The organism is Streptomyces zingiberis (assembly GCF_012034935.1).
Taxonomy (GTDB): Bacteria; Actinomycetota; Actinomycetes; order Streptomycetales; family Streptomycetaceae; genus Streptomyces; species Streptomyces zingiberis.
The window spans coordinates 34,525-54,877 of the sequence record NZ_JAATEN010000024.1 but is presented as its reverse complement, the minus strand read 5'-3'; the positions used below and the strand labels follow the sequence as shown (position 1 = coordinate 54,877).

General features: G+C 66.1%; 9 protein-coding genes. 8 read left to right on the top strand and 1 reads right to left on the bottom strand.

The annotated features are described in order from the left end of the window. Positions 1 to 238: 238 nt before the first annotated feature. The gene (locus HCK00_RS23505; RefSeq protein ID WP_168104003.1) at positions 239 to 415 is read left to right on the top strand and encodes a hypothetical protein; all 177 of its coding nucleotides are present in this window, start codon (positions 239 to 241) and stop codon (positions 413 to 415) included. Between the two features lie 157 nt (positions 416 to 572). Further along, on the top strand, positions 573 to 1,556 hold the full coding sequence (locus HCK00_RS23500) for a phosphotransferase family protein (protein WP_168104034.1): 984 nt from the start codon (positions 573 to 575) through the stop codon (positions 1,554 to 1,556). A 45-nt stretch (positions 1,557 to 1,601) separates the two neighbouring features. Here HCK00_RS23500 and HCK00_RS23495 read toward each other — a convergent pair whose 3' ends face one another. Further along, positions 1,602 to 2,147 carry an aminoacyl--tRNA ligase-related protein gene (locus HCK00_RS23495; protein ID WP_240966065.1) on the bottom strand — a complete coding sequence of 182 codons (546 nt, stop codon included), beginning with the start codon at positions 2,145 to 2,147 and terminating at the stop codon, positions 1,602 to 1,604. A gap of 403 nt (positions 2,148 to 2,550) precedes the next feature. Here HCK00_RS23495 and HCK00_RS23490 point away from each other — a divergent pair, with 403 nt between their 5' ends. From HCK00_RS23490 to mads8, 6 genes are all read left to right on the top strand, one after another. Next, complete coding sequence (locus HCK00_RS23490; RefSeq protein ID WP_168104032.1) at positions 2,551 to 4,671, top strand: AIPR family protein; 2,121 nt, start codon at positions 2,551 to 2,553, stop codon at positions 4,669 to 4,671. Between the two features lie 273 nt (positions 4,672 to 4,944). Beyond that, entirely contained in the window at positions 4,945 to 7,086 is a 2,142-nt protein-coding gene (gene mads2, locus HCK00_RS23485) for a methylation-associated defense system DNA methyltransferase MAD2 (RefSeq protein ID WP_168104031.1), read from the top strand. Then, positions 7,083 to 8,504: a methylation-associated defense system restriction endonuclease subunit S MAD5 gene (gene mads5, locus HCK00_RS23480; protein ID WP_168104029.1), complete on the top strand. Its 1,422-nt coding sequence runs from the start codon at positions 7,083 to 7,085 to the stop codon at positions 8,502 to 8,504. Before mads2 ends, mads5 begins: the two co-directional genes overlap by 4 nt. Then, positions 8,504 to 12,811: a methylation-associated defense system protein kinase MAD6 gene (mads6, locus tag HCK00_RS23475; protein WP_168104028.1), complete on the top strand. Its 4,308-nt coding sequence runs from the start codon at positions 8,504 to 8,506 to the stop codon at positions 12,809 to 12,811. The genes mads5 and mads6 overlap by 1 nt, the downstream gene beginning before the upstream one ends. Beyond that, the gene (gene mads7 / locus HCK00_RS23470) at positions 12,802 to 14,469 is read left to right on the top strand and encodes a methylation-associated defense system protein MAD7 (RefSeq protein WP_168104027.1); all 1,668 of its coding nucleotides are present in this window, start codon (positions 12,802 to 12,804) and stop codon (positions 14,467 to 14,469) included. Before mads6 ends, mads7 begins: the two co-directional genes overlap by 10 nt. Further along, positions 14,466 to 20,135, top strand: a complete 5,670-nt coding sequence (mads8, locus tag HCK00_RS27980) for a methylation-associated defense system ATP-binding protein MAD8 (RefSeq protein WP_168104026.1) — start codon at positions 14,466 to 14,468, stop codon at positions 20,133 to 20,135. Before mads7 ends, mads8 begins: the two co-directional genes overlap by 4 nt. Positions 20,136 to 20,353 lie beyond the last annotated feature (218 nt).

Genomic DNA, 20,353 nt, shown 5'->3' with positions numbered 1-20,353 from the left:
TCGACGGCGGCGGCCTCTTTCGTGGCCGGTTACGGGGCCAGTCGGCGGGGCATTGGGCCGGCGGGCCGTTCCTCCCCGCACTCGGGAGGGTCTTCACCACGGGGCGCGAGGCTGCCTTCCCAGCTGCTGGCAGCTCTCTCGGCTCGCGTGATCCCGGGCTACTCGTCTCCGTCATCGCGTTGCCACGGAGGATAGCGACGCGGGCCCCCGAGAGGACAGCGAGATTCCTGAGCAGGGTGTGATCTTGCTGGAGAAGGAGCTGGAAGGGAGCGTCCGCAAGGCGCGGCCCCTGGACCTGCGGGCCGCCGCAGATACCGTGCGGGTGGTGACGGACGGACGACCTGTCGTGGACATCGCGCGGGAGGTGGTGGCCGCCACCGGTTGGGCCAAGCCTCATTCCGCCCGCAGCGCGTGATCGTGCCAGTCGGCCGATTCGCGAGCGGGTGCGGCGCACCGATGATCATCAGGATGAGGGCCAGACCCCTTACGCGGCTCAGTGAGCGCATGGACCGGGACTCGTCCACGCGACAACTGCGTGGCGCTGGAGTATACGGTTCCCTCATCCTGACGGCATGCCCCACATAATCACCCCCCGCCTCCGGTACGACTCCACGGCGGTACGCCCACACTGGCAGGACCTCCCCCAGGACATTCGCCAACTCATCGCAAACCGCCTCGGAGGCGAGGTACAGGCCGAGCCAAGCACGGGGAGCGGATTCACCAGCGGCTTCGCCGCAGTGCTCCGTGGCACGTCCGGGCCTCAGTTCATCAAAGCGGTCAACAGCTCGGACAATGCGGTGGTCGCCGACTGCTACCGCCGGGAAGCGTTGATCAACCAGGCGCTCCCTGCACCGATTCCGGCGCCACGCCTGCAGTGGATTGAGGAGCAGGACGGATGGGTCGTCCTCGGCATCGATGCTGTCGACGGCGGCCGTTTGCCCACCACGCCATGGAAACCTGACGAGCTCACGGCCACCCTCGACGCCTACACGATCACTGCGGAAGCGCTCGCCACCCCACCTGCACGACTCCAGCACACTGGTCTCAAGCCAGTGGGTGCAGATGGTGACTTCGCTGACTGGTGCGACCTCGCCGGTGGCGCGACGCCCACGAACGTCCTCCCCTCATGGATGCCACTCGACCTCCTAGACGTGCTGGCCAGCCTGGAGAGCGGTTGGCGGGAGGCCGTCGCTGGAAATGCCGTCCTTCACCACGACCTGCGCCAGGACAACGTGCTGATCGACACTTATGGCGCCGCGTGGATCTGCGACTGGAACTGGCCATGCCTGGGGGCGAGCTGGTTCGATCTGGTCCTCCTCCTGGCCACTGCCTACGCCGACGGCCACGATGCCACGTCCCTCTTCATCCAGCACCCCACAGCCCGTGGAGTCGCCGACGAACAACTCGATGCGGCGCTGGCCACACTCTCGGGTTTCTTCCTGACCTCCGGCGGACAGCCCCCAGCAGAGTGGTCCCCGCACATTCGTCAGCATCAGACGTGGTGCGGAGAGGTCACCCTGCGGTGGCTGGCCGACCGGCGTGGCTGGGCATTCTGACCCGCGGGACATCCGTTCGGTGCTCGACGCGCAGCCCGCTCAGCGTCAGGCCGGCACGGGTGCTGCCAGGACACCGCTCGGGATCCACTTCCGCAGGACGTCCGGGAACGCCACGGTGCCGTCCGCCTGCTGGTGCTGTTCCAGCAGCGCGGGCACCAGACGGCTGGTGGCCAGGTCCGAGGCGTTCAACGTGTGCACGTACGCCGACTTGCCCTGCCGGGGCCGGTAGCGGATGTTGCCGCGCCTCGCCTGGTAGTCGCGGGCGTTCGACACCGAGCTGACCTCGACGTACGCGCTGACGCTCGGCAGCCATACCTCGACGTCGTAGGTCTTGGCCATGGCCGCGCTCGTGTCCCCGGCCGCAAGCCGTGTGATCCGATAGTGCAGGTCCAGCTCCTGCACCAACGCCTCGGCTTTGCCGAGGAGTTCTCCGTGCACGGCGTCCGAAGCGCTGGGGTGGGTGAACTGGAACAGTTCGACCTTGTTGAACTGGTGCCCGCGCAGGGTCCCCCGCTCGGCCGTGCGGTAGCCGCCGGCCTCCTTGCGGTAGCACGGACGACAGCAGCCCAGCAGGTGGCGGACGACCACCATGGACCACAGGCGGCCTGACTCCCTATTCCTGAGGTGATATCACCGCCGCAATTGGAATCACCCAGGCCCCAACAAGCGAATGACTTGCCCGCTTGGGAAACGCCTGCTCCCCCTCAGCGCGGGGAGCGCCGCGGGTGCCGATCCGGCGTTGGTCGCCCCCTGCCGTGTGAGGCCCTGGGGCGCGAGCCTCGTGAGCCCTACCTGTATCTGTGGATGATGCCGCCGTACCGAGCGCTGGTGCGAGCTGCCCTGTTGCGCATGGGCCCAGGTATGTCAGCTAATACCTAATCTTGCCGATTTGGGTGGGGATCATCTACTTGGTCAAGGCGTGAAGCACGAGGAACACCAAGGTTCTTCGCCCGATAGAGTCTCGATGGCCAGGAGCATTGACGGGAGTGGGGGCATGAGCAAACTGCACGTCGGGTACGTCCGTAAGGCGATCGAAGAGCGCTTCACCGGCCTAATCGACATTACGGACCAAGCACGGTTTTCCGACGAGAAACGCCATCAAGCTTTCCTTAGTCGTGGGTTAGCCGCACTCGCCGTGCAGATCGAGCACCCGTGTAGTGACCGTGCCGCGGCACTCAGTGTCTTCGACGGTCAGGACGACCGCGGACTGGACTCCATCGCCGTGGAGCTCAGGTCCGCCCAGCCGCGAATCTGCCTGGTGCAGGCCAAGTGGAGCGACCAGGGCAAGGGCGGATTCGGCGAGGCCGAGGTTCACAAGATGATCCAGGGCCTGAACTTGATGCTTGACCGCCACTTCACGAAGTTCAACAGCCGGTTTCAGCCATTCGTCCCCGACATTGAGCGGGCATATGAGCTCGGGACGCCCAAGATCACACTCGTCCTCGCGCTAATGCGGACCGCTCCGATCAACGAGGACGTCCGCGAGCTCCTGGAGGAGAAGGTCGCGGAGCTGAACCAGGTCGAGGAGATGGTCGAGTACAAGATCCTCGACCTTCGTGACTTCCACCGTGCCATCCTCGGCGACGCCGCGGCGCCGAGGATCGACGCCAAGGTCCGATTGGACGGCTTCGTGCAGGAGTCGACTCCGTACAAGGCCCTGTATGGCACCATGACCGTTCCCGACCTCGCGGACCTCTACGGCGAGCACCGGCGCGGCCTCTTCGCGCGGAACATCCGTGACTCCCTGGATCTGACCGACGTCAACATCAAGATCAGGAACACGCTGCTTGAGCAGCCGGAGCACTTCTGGTACTTCAGCAACGGCATCACCATGCTCTGCGAGACGATCAAGCCGGTTGGCAAGGCGGTGCCCGGCAAGGTCGGGGACTTCCAGCTCACTGGGGCCAGCGTGGTCAACGGTGCCCAGACGGTGAGTGCCATCCACCGGGCGTACACCGCCGACCCCGACACCGCGCAGTACGGACGGGTGATGGTGCGTCTGATCTCCCTGGAGGACTGCCCTCCCGGTTTCGGCGATCATGTGACCACGACCACGAATACGCAGAACCCGATCGAGGAACGCGACTTCAAGTCCCTCGACAGTGGACAGGTCCAGCTTCGCGACGACTTCGCCCTCCTGCTGCACCTCAGCTACGTGATCAAGCGGGGTGAGACGACTCCGGAGCCGGAGCACGGTTGCTCGATGGCGGAGGCCGCTGAGGCTCTGGCCGCCACGAGCCCGAACGCCCAACTCGCTGCCGTGGCCAAGCGCGATCAGAACCTCGCCGGCCTGTGGGAGGACGAGACGTACCAAGAGATCTTCGGGCCAGCTCCGAACGCATTCCGCGTCTGGCGCTGCGTCCAGCTTCTCCGCGAGGTCCGCACCCATCTTCAAGCACTGCGGGACGGACTGCTCTGGCGCGCCGATGCAGCCGCCTTCTATGGAGACCTCCTGGTCACCCACATCGTCTTCCGCCGTCTGAACACCCGCTCAATCGAGGACCCGGAATACGACTGGGCTGCAGAGCTTGCGAAGGTCCCCGACCTGGTACGGGACACCCTCGCCTGGTCGCTGACCGCCATCGACGAGGAGTACGGCAAGACCAGCCACATCATCGCCGCAGTTCGGAACACCGAGCGGATCGAGCGGGTCGTACGGGCAGCCCTGCGCGGCCTGGATTCCGGTCGCAACGCGCCAGCTCTGGAAGACAATTACCAGGTCACGGAGGTCGAGACTCGCGGACGTCAGGTCAACGCCGTTACCACCCTGATTGCCAAGGGGCGTATTCCGGACGGCACGGTCCTCGAGTACCGGCCGTACAGCAAGCCCGAGCGCCGCGACATGACAGAGTGGCTGGCGGAGGACCCGAAGCGTTCACGCGCGACCTGGAGTAACGACGGTGGTCGCTACCCACTGCAATGGCATGCGGACGAGGAGTGGTACTCGCCCAGCGGCCTCGCGCGGGAGATGCGTCGTCTCGCCTCAGGGGTGAGCTCCTCGGTGCAGGGCACCCTCCGGTGGTTCGTGCCCGGCGAGGGGTCACTCGATGAACTGGCGCTGGCCGTGCGCCTGGAGGAAGGGCTGGACACGGGGGACGAGTCGGCCGGCGGCTGACCCTGGGGCGGACGGTGACTGCCCGCCCGAGCGACGTAGCTCCCGGAGCGCGGTGGGCCTGCTGTCCAGGGCGGACATAGGGGGCATTGTCAGTGGTCCGCTGTAGGCTCGCGCCGCACCGCATGGCAGAGAGCCCGCAGCCTAGCGGGAAGCGCCGCGGAGGATACCGCTGCGGTCGTAGAATCGCAGGCTGCGGGTTGCGATGGGTGCGGACCAGTCAGGTCCCACAAGCACCGCCAGCACCACCGAGCACAGGGAAGAAGCAGCACGCTGATGGAGGAACTGACCTTGGACCTGGACATCCCGCCGCAGCTCGGGGATGGCATCGATCCAGCGGCGGAGGACACTCAGCCCAGGGTCACCGCCCTGGAAGAGGGCCAGGTCGTCGACTACATCACCGGTGAGGCGATCAAGGAGACCCCGAAGGAGAAGGTCCGACAGAGGATCGTTCGTGCACTGGTACACGAGCACGGCATCGACCCTCATGACATGTCGCGCGATTTCTCGGTCACGGTCAGTGAAGAAGGGGCTCCCCGTAAGCGGACGAAGAAGGCCGACATCGCGATCTTCGAGTCCGGCGCCCAGCACACCACAGCGAACCTACGCCGCGTGGTGATCTGCAAGCCTGAGCCGAAGCGCGGCAAGAACGTGGTCAAGCTTCGCGAGCCGCGGCAGGCGGAGAAGGATCTTGCCGAGCTGCAGGAGCTGATGGGCAACGAAGACCGTCCCGAATGCGCGGACGGCATGTGGACGGACGGGGTCGACTTCTTCTTCCTCAAGAAGGTGATCGGCGACTTTGGGGCGACTTTCGAGGACCGGAGCGACTGGGAGGTCGCCGAGGGGACTAGAGGCAGCCGGACCGTGGCTTCTCATCAGCGGCTTCGGCGAGCTGAGCCGGAGATGCTCAAGACGACCTTCCGACGTTGCCACAACTACATCCATGGCAACGAGGGCATGCCGAAGGATGCCGCCTTCTGGCAGTTCCTCTACCTCCTGTTCGCGAAGATGTACGACGAGCGGGTCAGCCGGGGAACCGCCCACGGAAGGTTCCGTACGGGCCTAAAGGAGATGTTTGACCCGGCGGGCCGTGCAGCCATCAGCGCCCGGGTCAAGGAACTGTTCGAGGACGTCAAGCGCGAGTACAAAGATGTCTTCAAGCCCACCGACGAGATCACTCTGTCCGACGGAGCCCTCGCCTTCATCGTCAGCGAGCTTGCGCCCTACGACCTGAGCGGCACGGACGTCGATGCCAAGGGCATCGCCTACCAGGAGCTCGTCGGCATTAACCTGCGCGGTGACCGGGGGCAGTACTTCACCCCGCGCGGCGCGGTCAACCTGATGGTCGAGATCCTCAATCCCCAGGAGGACGAAACCGTCCTCGACCCGACCTGCGGTACCGGCGGCTTCCTCCAGGCGACGCTTAACCACCTGCATCACACCTGGCAGAAACAGGAAGGGACCTTCGGCTTCCCCGACACCGACGAGCAGCGCGAACGCTTCCGGGATCGGTTGAAAGCGTACGCGGAAAAGCACCTGTTCGGCGCGGACTTCGACCGGTTCTTGGTCCGGGCGACCACCATGAACATCATGACGCTCGCGGAGACCACCGGGAATGTTTTCCACATGGACTCCTTGGCCTTCCCCCGAGGGCATCTGCCTGACGTCGAGCTGGCGAAGAAGCAAATTCCGCTCGGCGAGGCTGTGGACGTACTTCTCACCAATCCCCCGTTCGGCGCCGACATCCCCGTCAGCGACGAGTCGGTCCTTGGGGCGTTCCGCGACGGCATCGCCAAGTCGTGGGCGCGGAACAAGGAGACCGGCAAGGTCGAGGCCAGCGGGATCAGTACACCGGCAAGCATGGCGCCCGAACAGTTGTTCATCCAGCGCGCCATCGAGTGGGTCAAGCCCGGTGGCCGTATCGGCATCGTCCTGCCCAACGGCATCCTGTCGAATCCCGGGCCGACCGACGAGGCGATCCGCCGGTACATCCTGGAGCACTGCTGGGTGCTCGCGAGCATCGAACTGCCGGTGGAGACCTTCATCGTCGACGCGAACGTCAACATCCTCACCACACTTCTCTTCCTGAAGCGGAAGACCGACCGGGAGGTGCGCAACCACAGGATTGGAACGGAGAAGCCGTACCCGGTCTTCATGGCGGTCGCCGAGACGGTCGGGTTCGACCGCCGGGGGAACGACCTCTACAAGCGCAAGCCCAATGGGGACATCGTGGTGGAGACGAAGGTCGACATGGAGCGGCTCCGTATCCGGGGCAAGGTGGTGACCCGGCCGCTGAAGCGTAGCCAGCCGGTCATCGACAACGACCTGCCGGTGATCGCGGAGAAATACCGGGAGTTCCGGGCCAAACACCCGGTGCCGGGCGTGGACCCGCGCAGGGGCACGGAGGCGGGCACGTGAAGGTCGCCAGCCTTTCCAACCCGGTGATGTCCGACTGGCTGGCGGACCAGGGGCTCCGGCTCGACGCATCGCCATACATCGCGGGCTCGCTGGAAGCGAAGAAGATGCTCGAGCGCCTGCCGGACACGGTGCCGCTGGCGAGTGTGACCTCTGGCCACAATGGGGGCATCTTCAATGGACCCATGTTTCGCCGGGTCTATCTCACCGACCCTGAGCACAGCGTGCCGTTCCTCGGCACGAAGGACATGATGGCGGCTGACCTCACGGGGCTGCCCCGGCTACGGAAGTCCGACGCCACGTCGGCGGCCCTGTCCTACCTTCAGGTCAAGCCCGGGATGACCTTGATCTCATGCTCAGGCTTCAACGCCGGCAGGAGGGCCTACGTCCGCCCGGACATGGGCGACTGCTGGTCCTCGCAGGACACACTCAAGGTTGAACCCAACCCGGAGAAGATCAAGTCCGGGTATCTTTACGCCTTCCTACTCAGCCGGTTCGGGGAGTCACTCGTCCGCGGATCGGTCTACGGGTCGGCCGTGAAGCACATCGAGCCGCACCACATCGCTGGGCTTCCCGTACCTCGGTTCGATGAGGGGCTGGAGGAGCGCATTCACCAGATGGTGGAACGCAGCGCGTGGCTGCGGGCGAGGTACCAAGCGGGTCTTGTCGCTGCAACGAAGGATTTCTTCAGCAGCGTCGGATTGTCCGAGCTGAACGACATTCGCTGGCACCAGGAGCGAGACCTTGGGTTCGAGGTTTCGAGCGTGGGGCCGATCTCGCTGCGGGCATTGAATTTCGCGCCCAGGGCGCGGCGATTGGTAGAGCGACTGGACTCCGTGCCGGGTGCGAAGCTCGGGGATATCTGCTCCAGCGGTCAGCTGAGTCGAGGGATTCGGTTCAAAAGGACCGATAGTGACCCTGAGCACGGCGTCCAGCTCGTCGGGCAGCGGCAGGCGTTCTGGCTTCGGCCCGAGGGTCGGTGGCTAAGGGCGTCGACGACGCCTGCGGAGGTTTTCGCGAGGGATGAGACGATCCTTGTCGCAGCGCAAGGCACGTTGGGTGAAAATGAGGTCTACTGCCGCCCGATCTTGGTGACGGGTTCTTGGCTGCAGTATGCCTACTCTGAGCACTTCCTGCGTGTCGTTAGTGGCGACCCAGAGATCCCCGGCGCCTATCTCTTCGCTTTCTTCCGCTCCGAGGTGGCTTTCCGTCTCCTGCGCTCTCTGAGCACAGGCGGCAAGCAGCAGGACATTCACGAGGGCCTACGCGCCGAGATCCCGGTCCCGCTCGCGCCCCCTGCCGACCGCGCCCGCATCGCCCAGACCGTCCGCTATGCCTACCAGTGCCGCGACCGCGCTGACGTCCTCGAAGACAAGGCGCTCGCGCTGCTCACCGCTGCCATTGAGGAGGCCGCCGGCTGATGGGTGCCAGGATCGTTGCTGTTGGGGAGGCCGTCAACGATGCCGAGCGGAGGGTGATCGCGCACTTGCGTGATCATGCCCCCGACGACTGGACGGTCCTGCACTCTGTTGAAATCCCGTACCGGAACGAGCTGTTCGAGGTCGACCTGGTCGTCGTCACCGGACATGCCGTGTTCGTCATCGACGTCAAGGGCACCCGCGGCCGTATTGAGGTCGCTGGCAACCGGTGGCATCCGGCGAGACGGGCCCCGTTCCGGAGCCCGCTGCCGAAATTGCGCGGGCACGCCAAGCAGCTCAAGACGATCCTGGAGACGGCCCATCGGCCGTTGTCCCGGCTCTACACCGACGCGCTTGTGGTGCTGACTGCGCGGGATGCCCTGCTCATCGATCGCACGCCGCGACAGCAGGATGCCAGGGACACCGTCACGCTGCCCGACCTGATCGGACGGCTTGCTGATGTGACCCGTGTCCCCACGGTCTCGGGGCGGTTCGACACGGACATCGCGGCGCATCACGAGCTGATCGTGCGTACGGTCCAGGGGTCCTCCCGACCGCCGTCTGGGCCGCTGCGATTCGGCAGCTGGGAGGTCATCGAGCGGCTCAGCGAGACGGCACCCGATGACGGTGCCGACATCCACAGCGAGTACCGGGCGAAGAATGCGCTGGCCGTGCAGGGGTCGGGCACGGTCCGGCTCTCCGTTCGCAAGGCCGATCCGTACGCTCCGGAGGCCGATCGGCTGCTGCAGCAAAAGCGGATAGGCATCGCCTACGAGGCGCTGGGCAAGCTGCCTTCGCACCCGAACATCGTCGGGGTGCGGGACTTCTTCGCGGACGAGGACAAGGACGTCTTCGTCACCGTCTTCGACGATGTACCCGGCCACGCTCTGAAGCTGCATCTGACCGGGTCCGAGGATCCGCTAACCGCCGACGCGAAACTGCGGATCATCCGGCATGTCTTGATGGGCCTCGCCCATGCCCACCAACGGCGTATCGCGCACCGAGAGCTGAATCCGTCGACCATCCTGATCGCGCAGGACGGCCGGGCGATGCTGACCGGCTTCGAGTACGCGAAGACCGCGCAGCGGCGCGTCCACACGGTGATGCAGGAAGCCCACCAGGTTGCCGACCGGTCCTATCTGGCGCCCGAATGTCATGCGGACCCCGCCGCGATGGGCATGAAGTCGGACATCTATGCGGTTGGCGTCATCGGCTACCAGCTTCTCACCGGCGAGCTCCCCTTCACTTCGGCCACGGAGCAGGTAAGCGTGGCTGGGCAGCTCCCGGTCAGCGGCCTGGAGGGTGCCGGTGTCCGGGTCGAGCTTGCCCATTGGCTCCAGAAGCTCTGCGCGACGGACCCGACGGATCGGCCGACGGCGCTCGAGGCGCTGCGGCGACTCGATCTCGCTATGGGCGCGCGAAACATGCCGTCCAAGCGCATCGGCTCCTCCGCAGCGCCCCAGTCCGCCTCTGCGGCGGGCGTGGATGGACCGCGCGGTCCTGAGTTTTTCAAGGACCTGCCCGCCGACTTCCAGCTGGGAACGAAGTACCTGGTGCGGCACCGGCTGGGCCGCCCCGGATCGTTCGGCGTGGCCTACCGGGTGTACGACACCATCAGGAGCGTTGACCGCGCGGTGAAGCTGGTCCTTCGTGACCGGGACTCCGTCCTGGAGCGGCTGCGCCGTGAAGCAGACGTGCTGCAGCGACTCCAACACGCGCCGCATCGCAACGTGGTGTCGATGGTGGACGCGGACAGGCTGCTGCCTCCCGACGAATACCCCTACCTGGTCTTCGAGTTCATTGACGGCAAGGACGTCGCCGAGGTGGTCCGCGGCGGGCGGATGGGCGCGGCGGACGTGCTGCGGCTCGCGATCGACACGGCCCGCGGGCTGCGGCACATCCACGAACTCGGGGTATGGCACTGCGACGTCAAGCCGAGCAACCTGCTCTGGACCGACGACGGGGTCAAGCTGATCGACTTCGGGATATCCAAGACCTCGGACTCCTCCGAAGGGCACACTTACACCAGTCCGCGCTACACCCCGCCCGATCTGGACCAGGTCCCTGCTGACGGCACCGGATACACCGACCGCGACTTGTTCGGGCTCGGCGTCACCCTGTACGAGGCGCTGACCGGTGGACAGTATCCGTGGGAAGGCGTCGAGTATCCGCCGCCCGGGGTGCGCCCGGTCGATCCGCGCACCGCCTACAGCGGCTTCGGAGACCTCTCACCGGGCCTAGTTGAGATTATGCTGCGGGCCATTTCCCCCTACCGTGGCGAGCGGTTCACCACAGCTGAAGAGCTGCTGCGCGCACTGGAGGCCCTGGAATCCGCGCGCATCGCGCCCGTACCGCCGCCACTGCCCGCGCGCTCCGAAGTGGCGCCCGCTCCGCCGGCCACCAGCAGCGGTGACGAGTCTCTGCGGTCTGAGCCGAACAGCAATCCCTTCGTCGCGCACCTCCAGACGCTGTACAGCCAGAGCCGCCGCAGTAACCGAGGCACTCGCGGACTCGACCCGCACAGCATGTCCGTGTATGTCGAGACGGCCCTGGACCGTGAGCTCGTACCGGCACTCCGCGAAGGTCGGCACGCGCTCGTCGTGGTCACCGGCAACGCGGGCGACGGCAAGACCGCGTTTCTGGAGAGCTTCGAACGGCAGGCCCGCGATCTCGGGGCCACGTTCGGGCCGCGGCGGCCCAACGGCACCGACTTCACCCTGGATGGTCACCGCTTCCGCACCAACCACGACGGAAGCCAGGACGAAGGCGAGACCAGCGGCGACGAGGTCTTGGAAGAGTTCTTCGCGCCGTTCACCGGTGCCGACGACTCGGCGTGGCCGATTCAAGGCGAGACCAGGCTGATCGCCATCAACGAGGGGCGTCTGGTCGATTTCCTTAGCCATCACCACGACCGCTTTCCACACCTTGCCAAGCTCGTCAACCTGGGCTTGGCGGGTCGGCCAACCGGACAGGCCGCCGCCGTGGTCAATCTCAACGCGCGTGACGTGGCGGCCCGTCCCCTCGACACGGATGGGATGCCCCAAGACGGCGAGTCGTTGCTTGAGCGCATGCTCGACCGGATGACGCAGAACCGGTTCTGGGAGGACTGCGAGAGCTGTGACCTCGCCGCGACCTGTTACGCACGGCACAACGCCCAAACCTTCCAGCACCCCGCAGCCGGCCCACAGGTCAAGCGGCGGCTGAGGCGGGTCTACGAACTGACCCAGCTACGTGGCAAGCTGCACATCACCCTCCGGGACCTGAGGTCGGCCCTCGCCTTCACCCTCACCTCGGGCCGTGACTGCGCCGAGATCCACCAGCTGTATGCGGCTGGCGACGCCCGGGAGATTCTGGACAGCTTCTACTTCTCCGCGCACCTTGGCACTCCGCCCGCAGCCGACGGGACTCCACGGGAACGAGACCGGCTGCTCTCCCTGTTGCGGGAGGCCGATGTGGCGTCGGTTCCTCAGCCACAGCTGGACCGGCGGCTCGACTATGCGGGACTTCTCGAGGACCGTGCACTGGTCACGGTCGACGGCCGCAGCGACCACGGCCGCACACTGCTGGACCAGCAGTTCCAGCAGCTGGGCCGGTCGGCTGCCGCCCGCACCTCCCAGGCGGCGGCGCACCGCCGCTACGTGGACGCGGCCCGCCGTCTGCTCTACTTCGAGCTCCACGACGAGGAGCGCGCAGAGCGGATGCTGCCGTTCCCCTCGGTGCTGCGCTTCATGGACCTGCTCTCGGCCCGGAGCTCCCTTGCAGAGGAGCGGGACGGCATCCTGCGTGCGCTCAACCGCGGCGAAGGACTGGTTGTCCCCGAGCGGATCGGTGACGCCCTCGCGCTGAAGGTGCGGGACGTGCAGGGCGGAACCGTCCGCAGCTTCCGCCGATTCCCTTCCGCAGGGTTCCGCCTCGAACCCGGAGAAGCCCCGGACTCGACATACATCGAGTCCGGGCGCACCTCGTTGCGCCTCAGCTACCGCGACCCGGCCGGCAGCCAGGGCGGGACAGCCGAGTTGGACATCCGGCTCGACCTGTTCGAGCTTCTGCAGCGGTTCGAGCGTGGCTACCGGCCGTCTGTCGCCGACCTCCAAGGACAGCAGCTCGCCCTTGCCGTGTTCAAGAACAGGCTGGCCGCCGTCCCGTATCAGGAAGTGCTGCTAACGACACACGGACACGACCTGCGTCGCATCCACCGCACCGAGGACTCCGTACTGCACATGGAAGAGCTGACGGCACGGCAGCCGGACGGCGAAGATGAGTCGCTCGCCGAGGGCGCCGACCGGGTGGAGGAGACAACATGGCGCTGACCGGGTCCCTGGGCACCTTCCACCATCCCGGCATCAGCCGGATCGACTATAAGGCGCTGGACATGGACCGTGTCCTCACCGCGCTCCTGGCACGGCTTTGGCACCAGGGACTGCCCAGCAAGATCAGCCGGGCTAAGACCCTCGAGGTCGACGTGTTCGTCAAGCTGTTCCTGCAACATCCCGAGGTGTTTGACGGCTTCGACCGGGAGACCACCACCCGCTGGACGGCCACCCATCTCCTGGATCTTGTCAACCGGGGCAAGGCAACCGAGGCGGTGGCGAGCCCCCGGCCTCTGCACGGATTCACCTACCGCTTCCGCAATAGCCGAAAGTCTCGCCCGTACGGGGCCGACGAGCAGCTGTACGAGATGCTCGCCGAGGACCCGGGCGCCCTGGCGGGCCTGCGTGAGTTCTTCTTCTCCGACGTGGACCGGGCCACCGGGGCGATCACTCCCGGCCCGGGCACCGACGTGGAGACGCAGGCTCTGCTCCACCTGGTGGAGAAGGCCGGAAACCAGATGCAGGACCGGCCGGACACCAGCAAACCCCGCACGCCCTACCCGCCGCTGTGCGCTCAGCCAGCGCGGCAGCTGTGCCAGGACGTCATGCGGTTGCTGTACCACCAGGACCACATGCCGCGCACCGTGCTCGTGGACTATCTGAAAATCCTCTTCGCCTTCCATCTGTCCCTCTACCACCTGCGCATGATGAAGCTGCTGCCCGCCGTCGTCGAGGCGGGCGCGGCCCCCGCGTCTTGCCGCAAAGGACACGCTGGGGAGGACGCCGCGGACCGCTGTCCGTACAGGGTGCGGCTCTTCCTCGACGTCGAAGGAACACCGGGCACCCCGGCCGCCGTGCTGGCCGAACGCAGTGCGGAGATCTGGTACCGGCGGATTCCCCGCTTCGTGCAGGCGACCTACCAGGTGAAGAAGCTGGACGACTTCGCCGAGCACCTTGCCGTCAAGACAGACAAACTCAGTCGGCCCCGCGGGAGGAACTACTTCACCCCGGAGGAAGTTCTGCGGCTGCTCGGCAAGTCGTACCGCAAGGATCGCGACGCCTTCTTCCTGCAGCGGACCAACCGGGTGCGCGACGAGGAAGAGGACACTCCCGCGGAGCTGAAGCAGATCACCCAGCTTGATCTTGACCCCTTCGACGAGTACGTCGAGATGCTGATGCACTACAAGGGGCGCTACTACCGCCGCTACTTCGTCGACTGCCTCGACTCGATGCTGCTCAAGCACCGGCCCGGCGCCCTGCTCGCCCAGCCGCGTGGCGGTCGCAGCGGTGGCGAGAACTCCGCCCGCCGCTTCGTGCTGGATGCGCGGCTACTAGAAGTGCTCCTTCAGGTGTCGCTGCTCCGGGAGGGCAACAACTCGTCCGGTGATCTGCAGACATCGCCGATGCGTGTGGATGAGTTCCTCGCCCTCTTGCGGGATCGCTACGGGCTGTACATCGACCAGCTGCCCGACTCCGACGGTTTCTCAGGCGCACACCTCGACGACCAGGCAGCACTGCGCGCCAACTCGGCGGCATTCCTTAACCGGCTTCGCGAGATCGGCTACTACCAGGATATGTCGGACGCCTATCTGACGCAGACCATCACTCCCCGGTACGCCATTGGCACAGTGGAGAAGATGGGAGTGACGGCCCGATGAGCACAATCGGACTGGCAGAGATCACCCCCAAAGATCTCCGCGAGGCCCTCGAAGGCGTCCTCGTTCCCCGGCTGGCCAAGCTCGTCGGTGAGCGGACCGCTGGGCACTGCATGCGGATCACCGAGGTGGAGGCCGAACTCGCTGCGCCGCTTGTGCGCCGGCTTCGGGGAGCGCTCGGCCCCGACGCCACAGTCTGTGTCCTCGGCACTGCCAACGACCTGGCCCCTGACCTGCCGTTCCATGACGTCACTGTGACCAGCACCAAGCTGGTCGAGCTCCGCAACCGAACGGAGGACGAAGTCCTCCCAGGTCCTCTGCTGGTCTTCGTGCCGCCGGGGATGCGCGTGAGCGCCGAAGACTCCTTCGGGATCGCGACGTTCGAAGAGGTGCCGCTGGGCGATGCATACGGGCAGCTGGCAGAGCACCTTCTCGACCAGGTGCCGGACCGACTGCGCCAAGGCGTGGACGAGCTGCTCGCCGCGCTCCGGGACGGCTCGGACCGTCGCATGGGTGACCGTGCTGTCGCGATGTACCTGCTGACACTTCAGGCCAACGCGTACCGTGAGCAGGTCGCTGGCGCCGCCGTCTTCCACTTCGGGCTGGTGCCCGACTTCGACCTGTTCGCCGACCCTACCCTCGTCAGGGAACGCGTAGAGCGGAACCGCGGGCTGGTCGACAAGCTGACCGGATCGACGCGATCTGAACGTCAGCGCGTCCTAGACCTTGGACTCAGCGATGCGGACTTCGCTGCCCGGCTCGCCGGCTTTGCGACCCGCTGCGGACTGGAAGATCCGGTGGCCTGGACCCGCCGTATCGTCGTCGAGCGGGAGAACTGGGGACTGTCCTTCGGTAACTGGCACATCGACGAGCGACGGCGCGCCACCGTTTCCATCGAAGTGCAAGAGCTCGGACTGCCGGCCGCCGGAGACAACCCCGAGGATCTGCGCGCCCATCCGGCGTTGGAGGCCATGGTGGGGCAGCCCTACCTTCTCGCCGGCGAGAAGGGCGTACGCCAGGTGACGGCACGGTTCTCCGTGCAGCCGGACCCCCGCAAGGTGGACGGGCTCGAACGCTTCCGGGTGGAAATCGTCTCTGAGAACGGCGGACCGATCGGACGGATCGCTTACCGCGGCAAAGGAAAGACGGCGACAGCCGAGTTCAGGGCCCCGCTGCAGCGTCTGAACAAGATCGACTGGGAGGAGGGGTGGCACTACGTGCGCGTCACCCCACTCGACGCGTCGGACGTCGCGCTCGACGTCGCACCCAGCGCCCACGACCAACCCGGCGGCGAGAGTGAACGCTTCTACGTCATCCCCGATGCGGAGACCGAGGAACCACCCGATCGGAGCGCCGGGCGTTACGACGGCGTCGTCCAGGCACTGCGGTCCCTGCAGCTCGAAGCATTGGCCGCCGGCGATGACCCGTCGCGTGTAACAGTCACTGATATCCGCTGGAAGGCGATCACCCCGCGCAGCCCGCAGCGCGTCCTCAACGCCAGAATCCACACGGCCGGCAGCGCCGAGATCCGCCTCGCCCCTCTGTTGGTACAGATCCAGCAGGACCTGCTGGCTCGGCCCAGCGACACCACGCTGCGCCGCTTGATGCTGAACTCGAACGGCACAGTCGAATCGCCCACCGGCACCGACGAAAACCTGGAACGCGAACTGAGCGGGCGGGCAGCCGAGGCGTACGACACCTTCCTCGCCGCACGGCACGCCTACTTCACCGCAGTGAGCGGTCAGAGCGACGAAAGAGCAGGCGGAGCGGACACCGGGGACCTCCTGGTGAGCGAGGCGATCGACTTCGAGCCGGTACGCGAAGTCCTAGTTGCCTATGCCGAGGCGTACGCCGAGCTGGTGGCAGCTCAATCGCTCCAGGTCGAGCGGTCCACAGACGACACCCGTGGCGCCGCACTCGTGACACTGGCGCGACTTCAACAGATCGACTGTGCCGCAATCACCCTCACCGACGGCCTCGGGCAGCGCGACACGATCCTGCTCGTCTCGCCCACCCATCCCTTGCGCGCGCTCTGGCTGGCGACCTGGTCCGCTATGGGCCAGGAGTGGGTCGGGCGACTCGGCGACGCAGACAAACGCCAGATTATCGCGGCCCGGGAATCGTTCCTTGGCACCCTGTCCCCACTGGGCTTCCCGTTCGCTGTTCCCCGCCAGGATGGGCGACTCATGGCCGCCGCGGACAACCTCACCCCATACTGGGGCGCCTACCTCCCCAGCGAGACCTCGGACCCCCGCGGCCTGCTCGGACGCCTAACCACCGCCCTGAATCTCCCCACCGTAAGTTCACGCACCTCGAACGGCGCGAGCGCACTGTCCGGAACCGCGCTGGCCGACCGCATCGAAAGGTACGTCCGCCTCCACCCGTACGTCCGCACCCTCGTGTTGAACGTCGTCAACGCGGGCCGCGGCGAGATCATCGCCGACGCGCTCCTCGAACTGCAGCAACGCACGGCCACCCGCGACCTCACGTACGACATCCGCCTGTGCGCGACCGACCCGGAAGCACAGGAAACCGGAGCGGCCCTCGGCGAACTGCTCAGCGCCCAGAACCAGATCGCCTCCGCCGAGGCTGAAGCCTTTCTGCACACAGCGGGGGGCACACGGACCGCGAAGCTCGTCTACTCCGTCCGCTCCGTACAGGAGTTCAACCAACGCCCTGCCGAGTTCGACGCCCACCTGACCATCCTGATCGACGCCTTCGGCGGCGAACAGTACAGCTCCGTTGTACGCCAGGACATCGTCAACGCGCCGGTACACGGACTCGTCCAAACGACAGCCTCCACCTACGCGGACAACGAACAGCAGATCGTCTGGCGTACCGCCCCGCGTCTAGGCACCGCCCTGGCCACAGAGGACGCCGAAGACCTCGCCACACTCATGAGCAGAATGCCTGGGCTGCTCGCCAGCGCGGCTGCCAATGTCGCCACCGCCGGACAGGCACCGCGCAACGTCCCGTGCACCGTCCTGTCGCTCGGCAACGCGGACCGGGCCCTGCTTTACCAGGCACACCAGGCCGGCGACTGGGTCGTCACCATCGACCGAACCCTTGGCCTGGAGTACTTCGACCACGCCGGACAGCACGGTAGGCCCGAATACGTCATCGACTACGCGCCCTCTCTCGCCGGCGGGCTGGGCCACCAGATCATGGTGAGCTCGAACTCGGTCGACGAACTACGCACCCTGCTCGGCCCCACGGCGGAGCAACACGGACTCGACGTCGAAGAACGCCACCTCAACACCTTCTTCGAGCAACTGCGCCTGCTCTCCGGAAACCTCGCATTCAAACTGGCCTCCACCGCACCCAACCAGCGCACCGAAGTCCTCGGCCTCTCCCTGGCCCGCCTCTACCTGGACTACCAGGACGTCCTCCACAACCAGATCGTCGTCCCTCTCGACGCCCACCCTGAGCTGTACAGCGAAGCCAGGCGCCTGGCCCGGGAACTCGGCGACGCCTTCTCCTTCCAGCGCAGCGACCTGGCCCTCTTCCACCTCAATGCCAGGGAACGGACCGTCGTCTGCCACCTCATCGAGGTCAAGTGCTACACCGCCCTTGACGACATCGGCGCCTACCAAAGGCTGAAGACGAAGGTTGCTCAGCAGCTGGAGCGCAGCGAAACCGTCCTAGCGGAGTCCTTCGACCCGGCGCGTACCACTCCTGACCGTGTCGACCGCACGGTCAAGAACCTTGTGCTTGGCTCCATGCTGCGCTTCTACCTGGAGCGAGCAGCCCGCCACGGCACCATGGGGCACAAACCCCGCGAGGCAGCACACGCGCTGCTCGACAGCCTCGACAAGGGGTACAAACTGCGCTTCACCCGCAGCGGCCTGATCTTTGACCTCGCCCGCAGCGGCACCGACCGGGAGCTCGACGACGGCGTTCACTTCCACCGGATCGGCAGCGACCTGATCACCGAACTCATCAACGCCATCCCCACCGTACGGCCGGGACTGCCCGAGCTCGGGGACACCCCTGTGGAGGACCAGGCCCCGGAGCCGGACGGCGAAGCCACGGCGCCCACCTTGGCGCTGCTGCAGCTGTCGGTGCCACGCCTGGCCGACGCGGAATTCCGTGCGCAGGAAGCAGAGGCTCCCCCGGAGAGCAACAGCGAGGACGCTCCGGTGTCGGAGTCGGCCGTCACCGAGCAGGACGAAGCTGATGTCCGGGCCTCTACCGACACCCCGAGTGCATCATCGGACCAGCAGGACCGAACGGACTCCGTAACTCCTCCGTCGGGACCGGATCCGGTGGAATCGGAGCCTGGCCCGGAGCGGGATGACGTGCACGATAGCGCACACGGTGGCCCTGCTCCCGGTGACACTGATTTGCCTCCCCGCTCAGCCACCATGCACGCCCCACAGGGCTTCCCAGACGCTGTCACCGTCAATGCTCCCTTGGCTCCTTCAGCCGCGGCTTCAGCGCCTGCTTCGTCGACCCCTGGAATCTTTCTCGGTGTCGACCACCCCTCGCCGCAGCACGGCCTGCTGGGCGAGGTGGCAGGCAGAACAGTCGCGCTCGACCTCAACGAGACACACACGATTAGCCTGTTCGGCGTCCAGGGAGGCGGGAAGAGCTACACCCTTGGCAGCATCATCGAGATGGCCTCCCTACCGTCACCGCCGGTGAACGAGCTCCCGCACCCCCTGGCAACCGTGGTCTTCCACTACAGCCAGACCATGGACTACGCCCCGGAATTCACCTCGATGGCGCGCCCCAACGACGACAAGGCTCAGCTGAGGGTCCTCAAGGAGCGCTACGGGGCCGAGCCGCGAGCCCTTGAGGACGTCCTGCTGCTCGCGCCGGCTGACCAAGTCGCCGATCGGCAGCGGCAGTTCCCCGGTATTGCGGTCCAGCCGCTGGCCTTCTCCTCCGCCGAGCTGCAGGCTTCCCACTGGCGGTTCCTCATGGGGGCCGTGGGCAACCAGTCCACCTACATCCGCCAGCTCACGCGGATCATGCGAGCGCATCGCAACGACCTGAGGCTCGACGTCATCCGACAGGGCGTGGCCGACTCGGGCATGCCGGACCATGTCAAGCAGCTTGCCCAGGAGCGACTCAACCTCGCCAGTGACTACATCGACGACAACGCCCAGCTCACCAGCCTCATCCGCCCGGGACGTCTGATCATCGTCGACCTTCGTGACGAATTTATCGAGAAGGACGAGGCGCTCGGCCTCTTCGTCGTGCTGATGCAGCTGTTCGCCGAGGCGCGCAGCGGCGGTGAGCATTTCAACAAGCTGGTCGTGTTCGACGAGGCGCACAAGTACATCGACAGCCCCGATCTCGTCGCAGGACTCGTCGAGACGGTCCGAGAGATGCGACACAAGGGCATGAGCGTTCTGGTTGCCAGCCAAGACCCACCTTCGGTACCGATCTCCCTGATCGAGCTCTCGGATCACGTCATCTTGCACAAGTTCACGTCGCCCGCCTGGTTGAAGCACCTTCAGAAGGCCAACGCCGCCTTCTCCGGGCTGCGTTCCGAGCAGATGTCACAGTTGCAGCCCGGTGAAGCGTACGTATGGGCAAGCAAGGCAACAGATAAGGCTTTCACTCACGGTGCGGTCCGTGTCCGGTGCCGTCCCAGAGTGACGAAGCATGGAGGCGCGACCAAGACGGCGTCCGGAGAAGCGCCAACTCCAGAAAATGACTGAAAAATTTCCATTCGCCGTTCGCTGATTGCAGTGGGCGATGATGACGGGGTCCTCCGGGGTCGCTTTCTCAGCGAGGACTGGCCGGGGTACTCAGCCTCGCCGCCGCAAGTGGGGCTTGTAGGATCTCGCAGCTCGTGTGATGCAGCGCATCGTGCCCGGTTTCGCCCGAGTCTCGCGCTGTGCCCCGGCCCGCCAGTCTCACGGTTGTGTCGGAATCC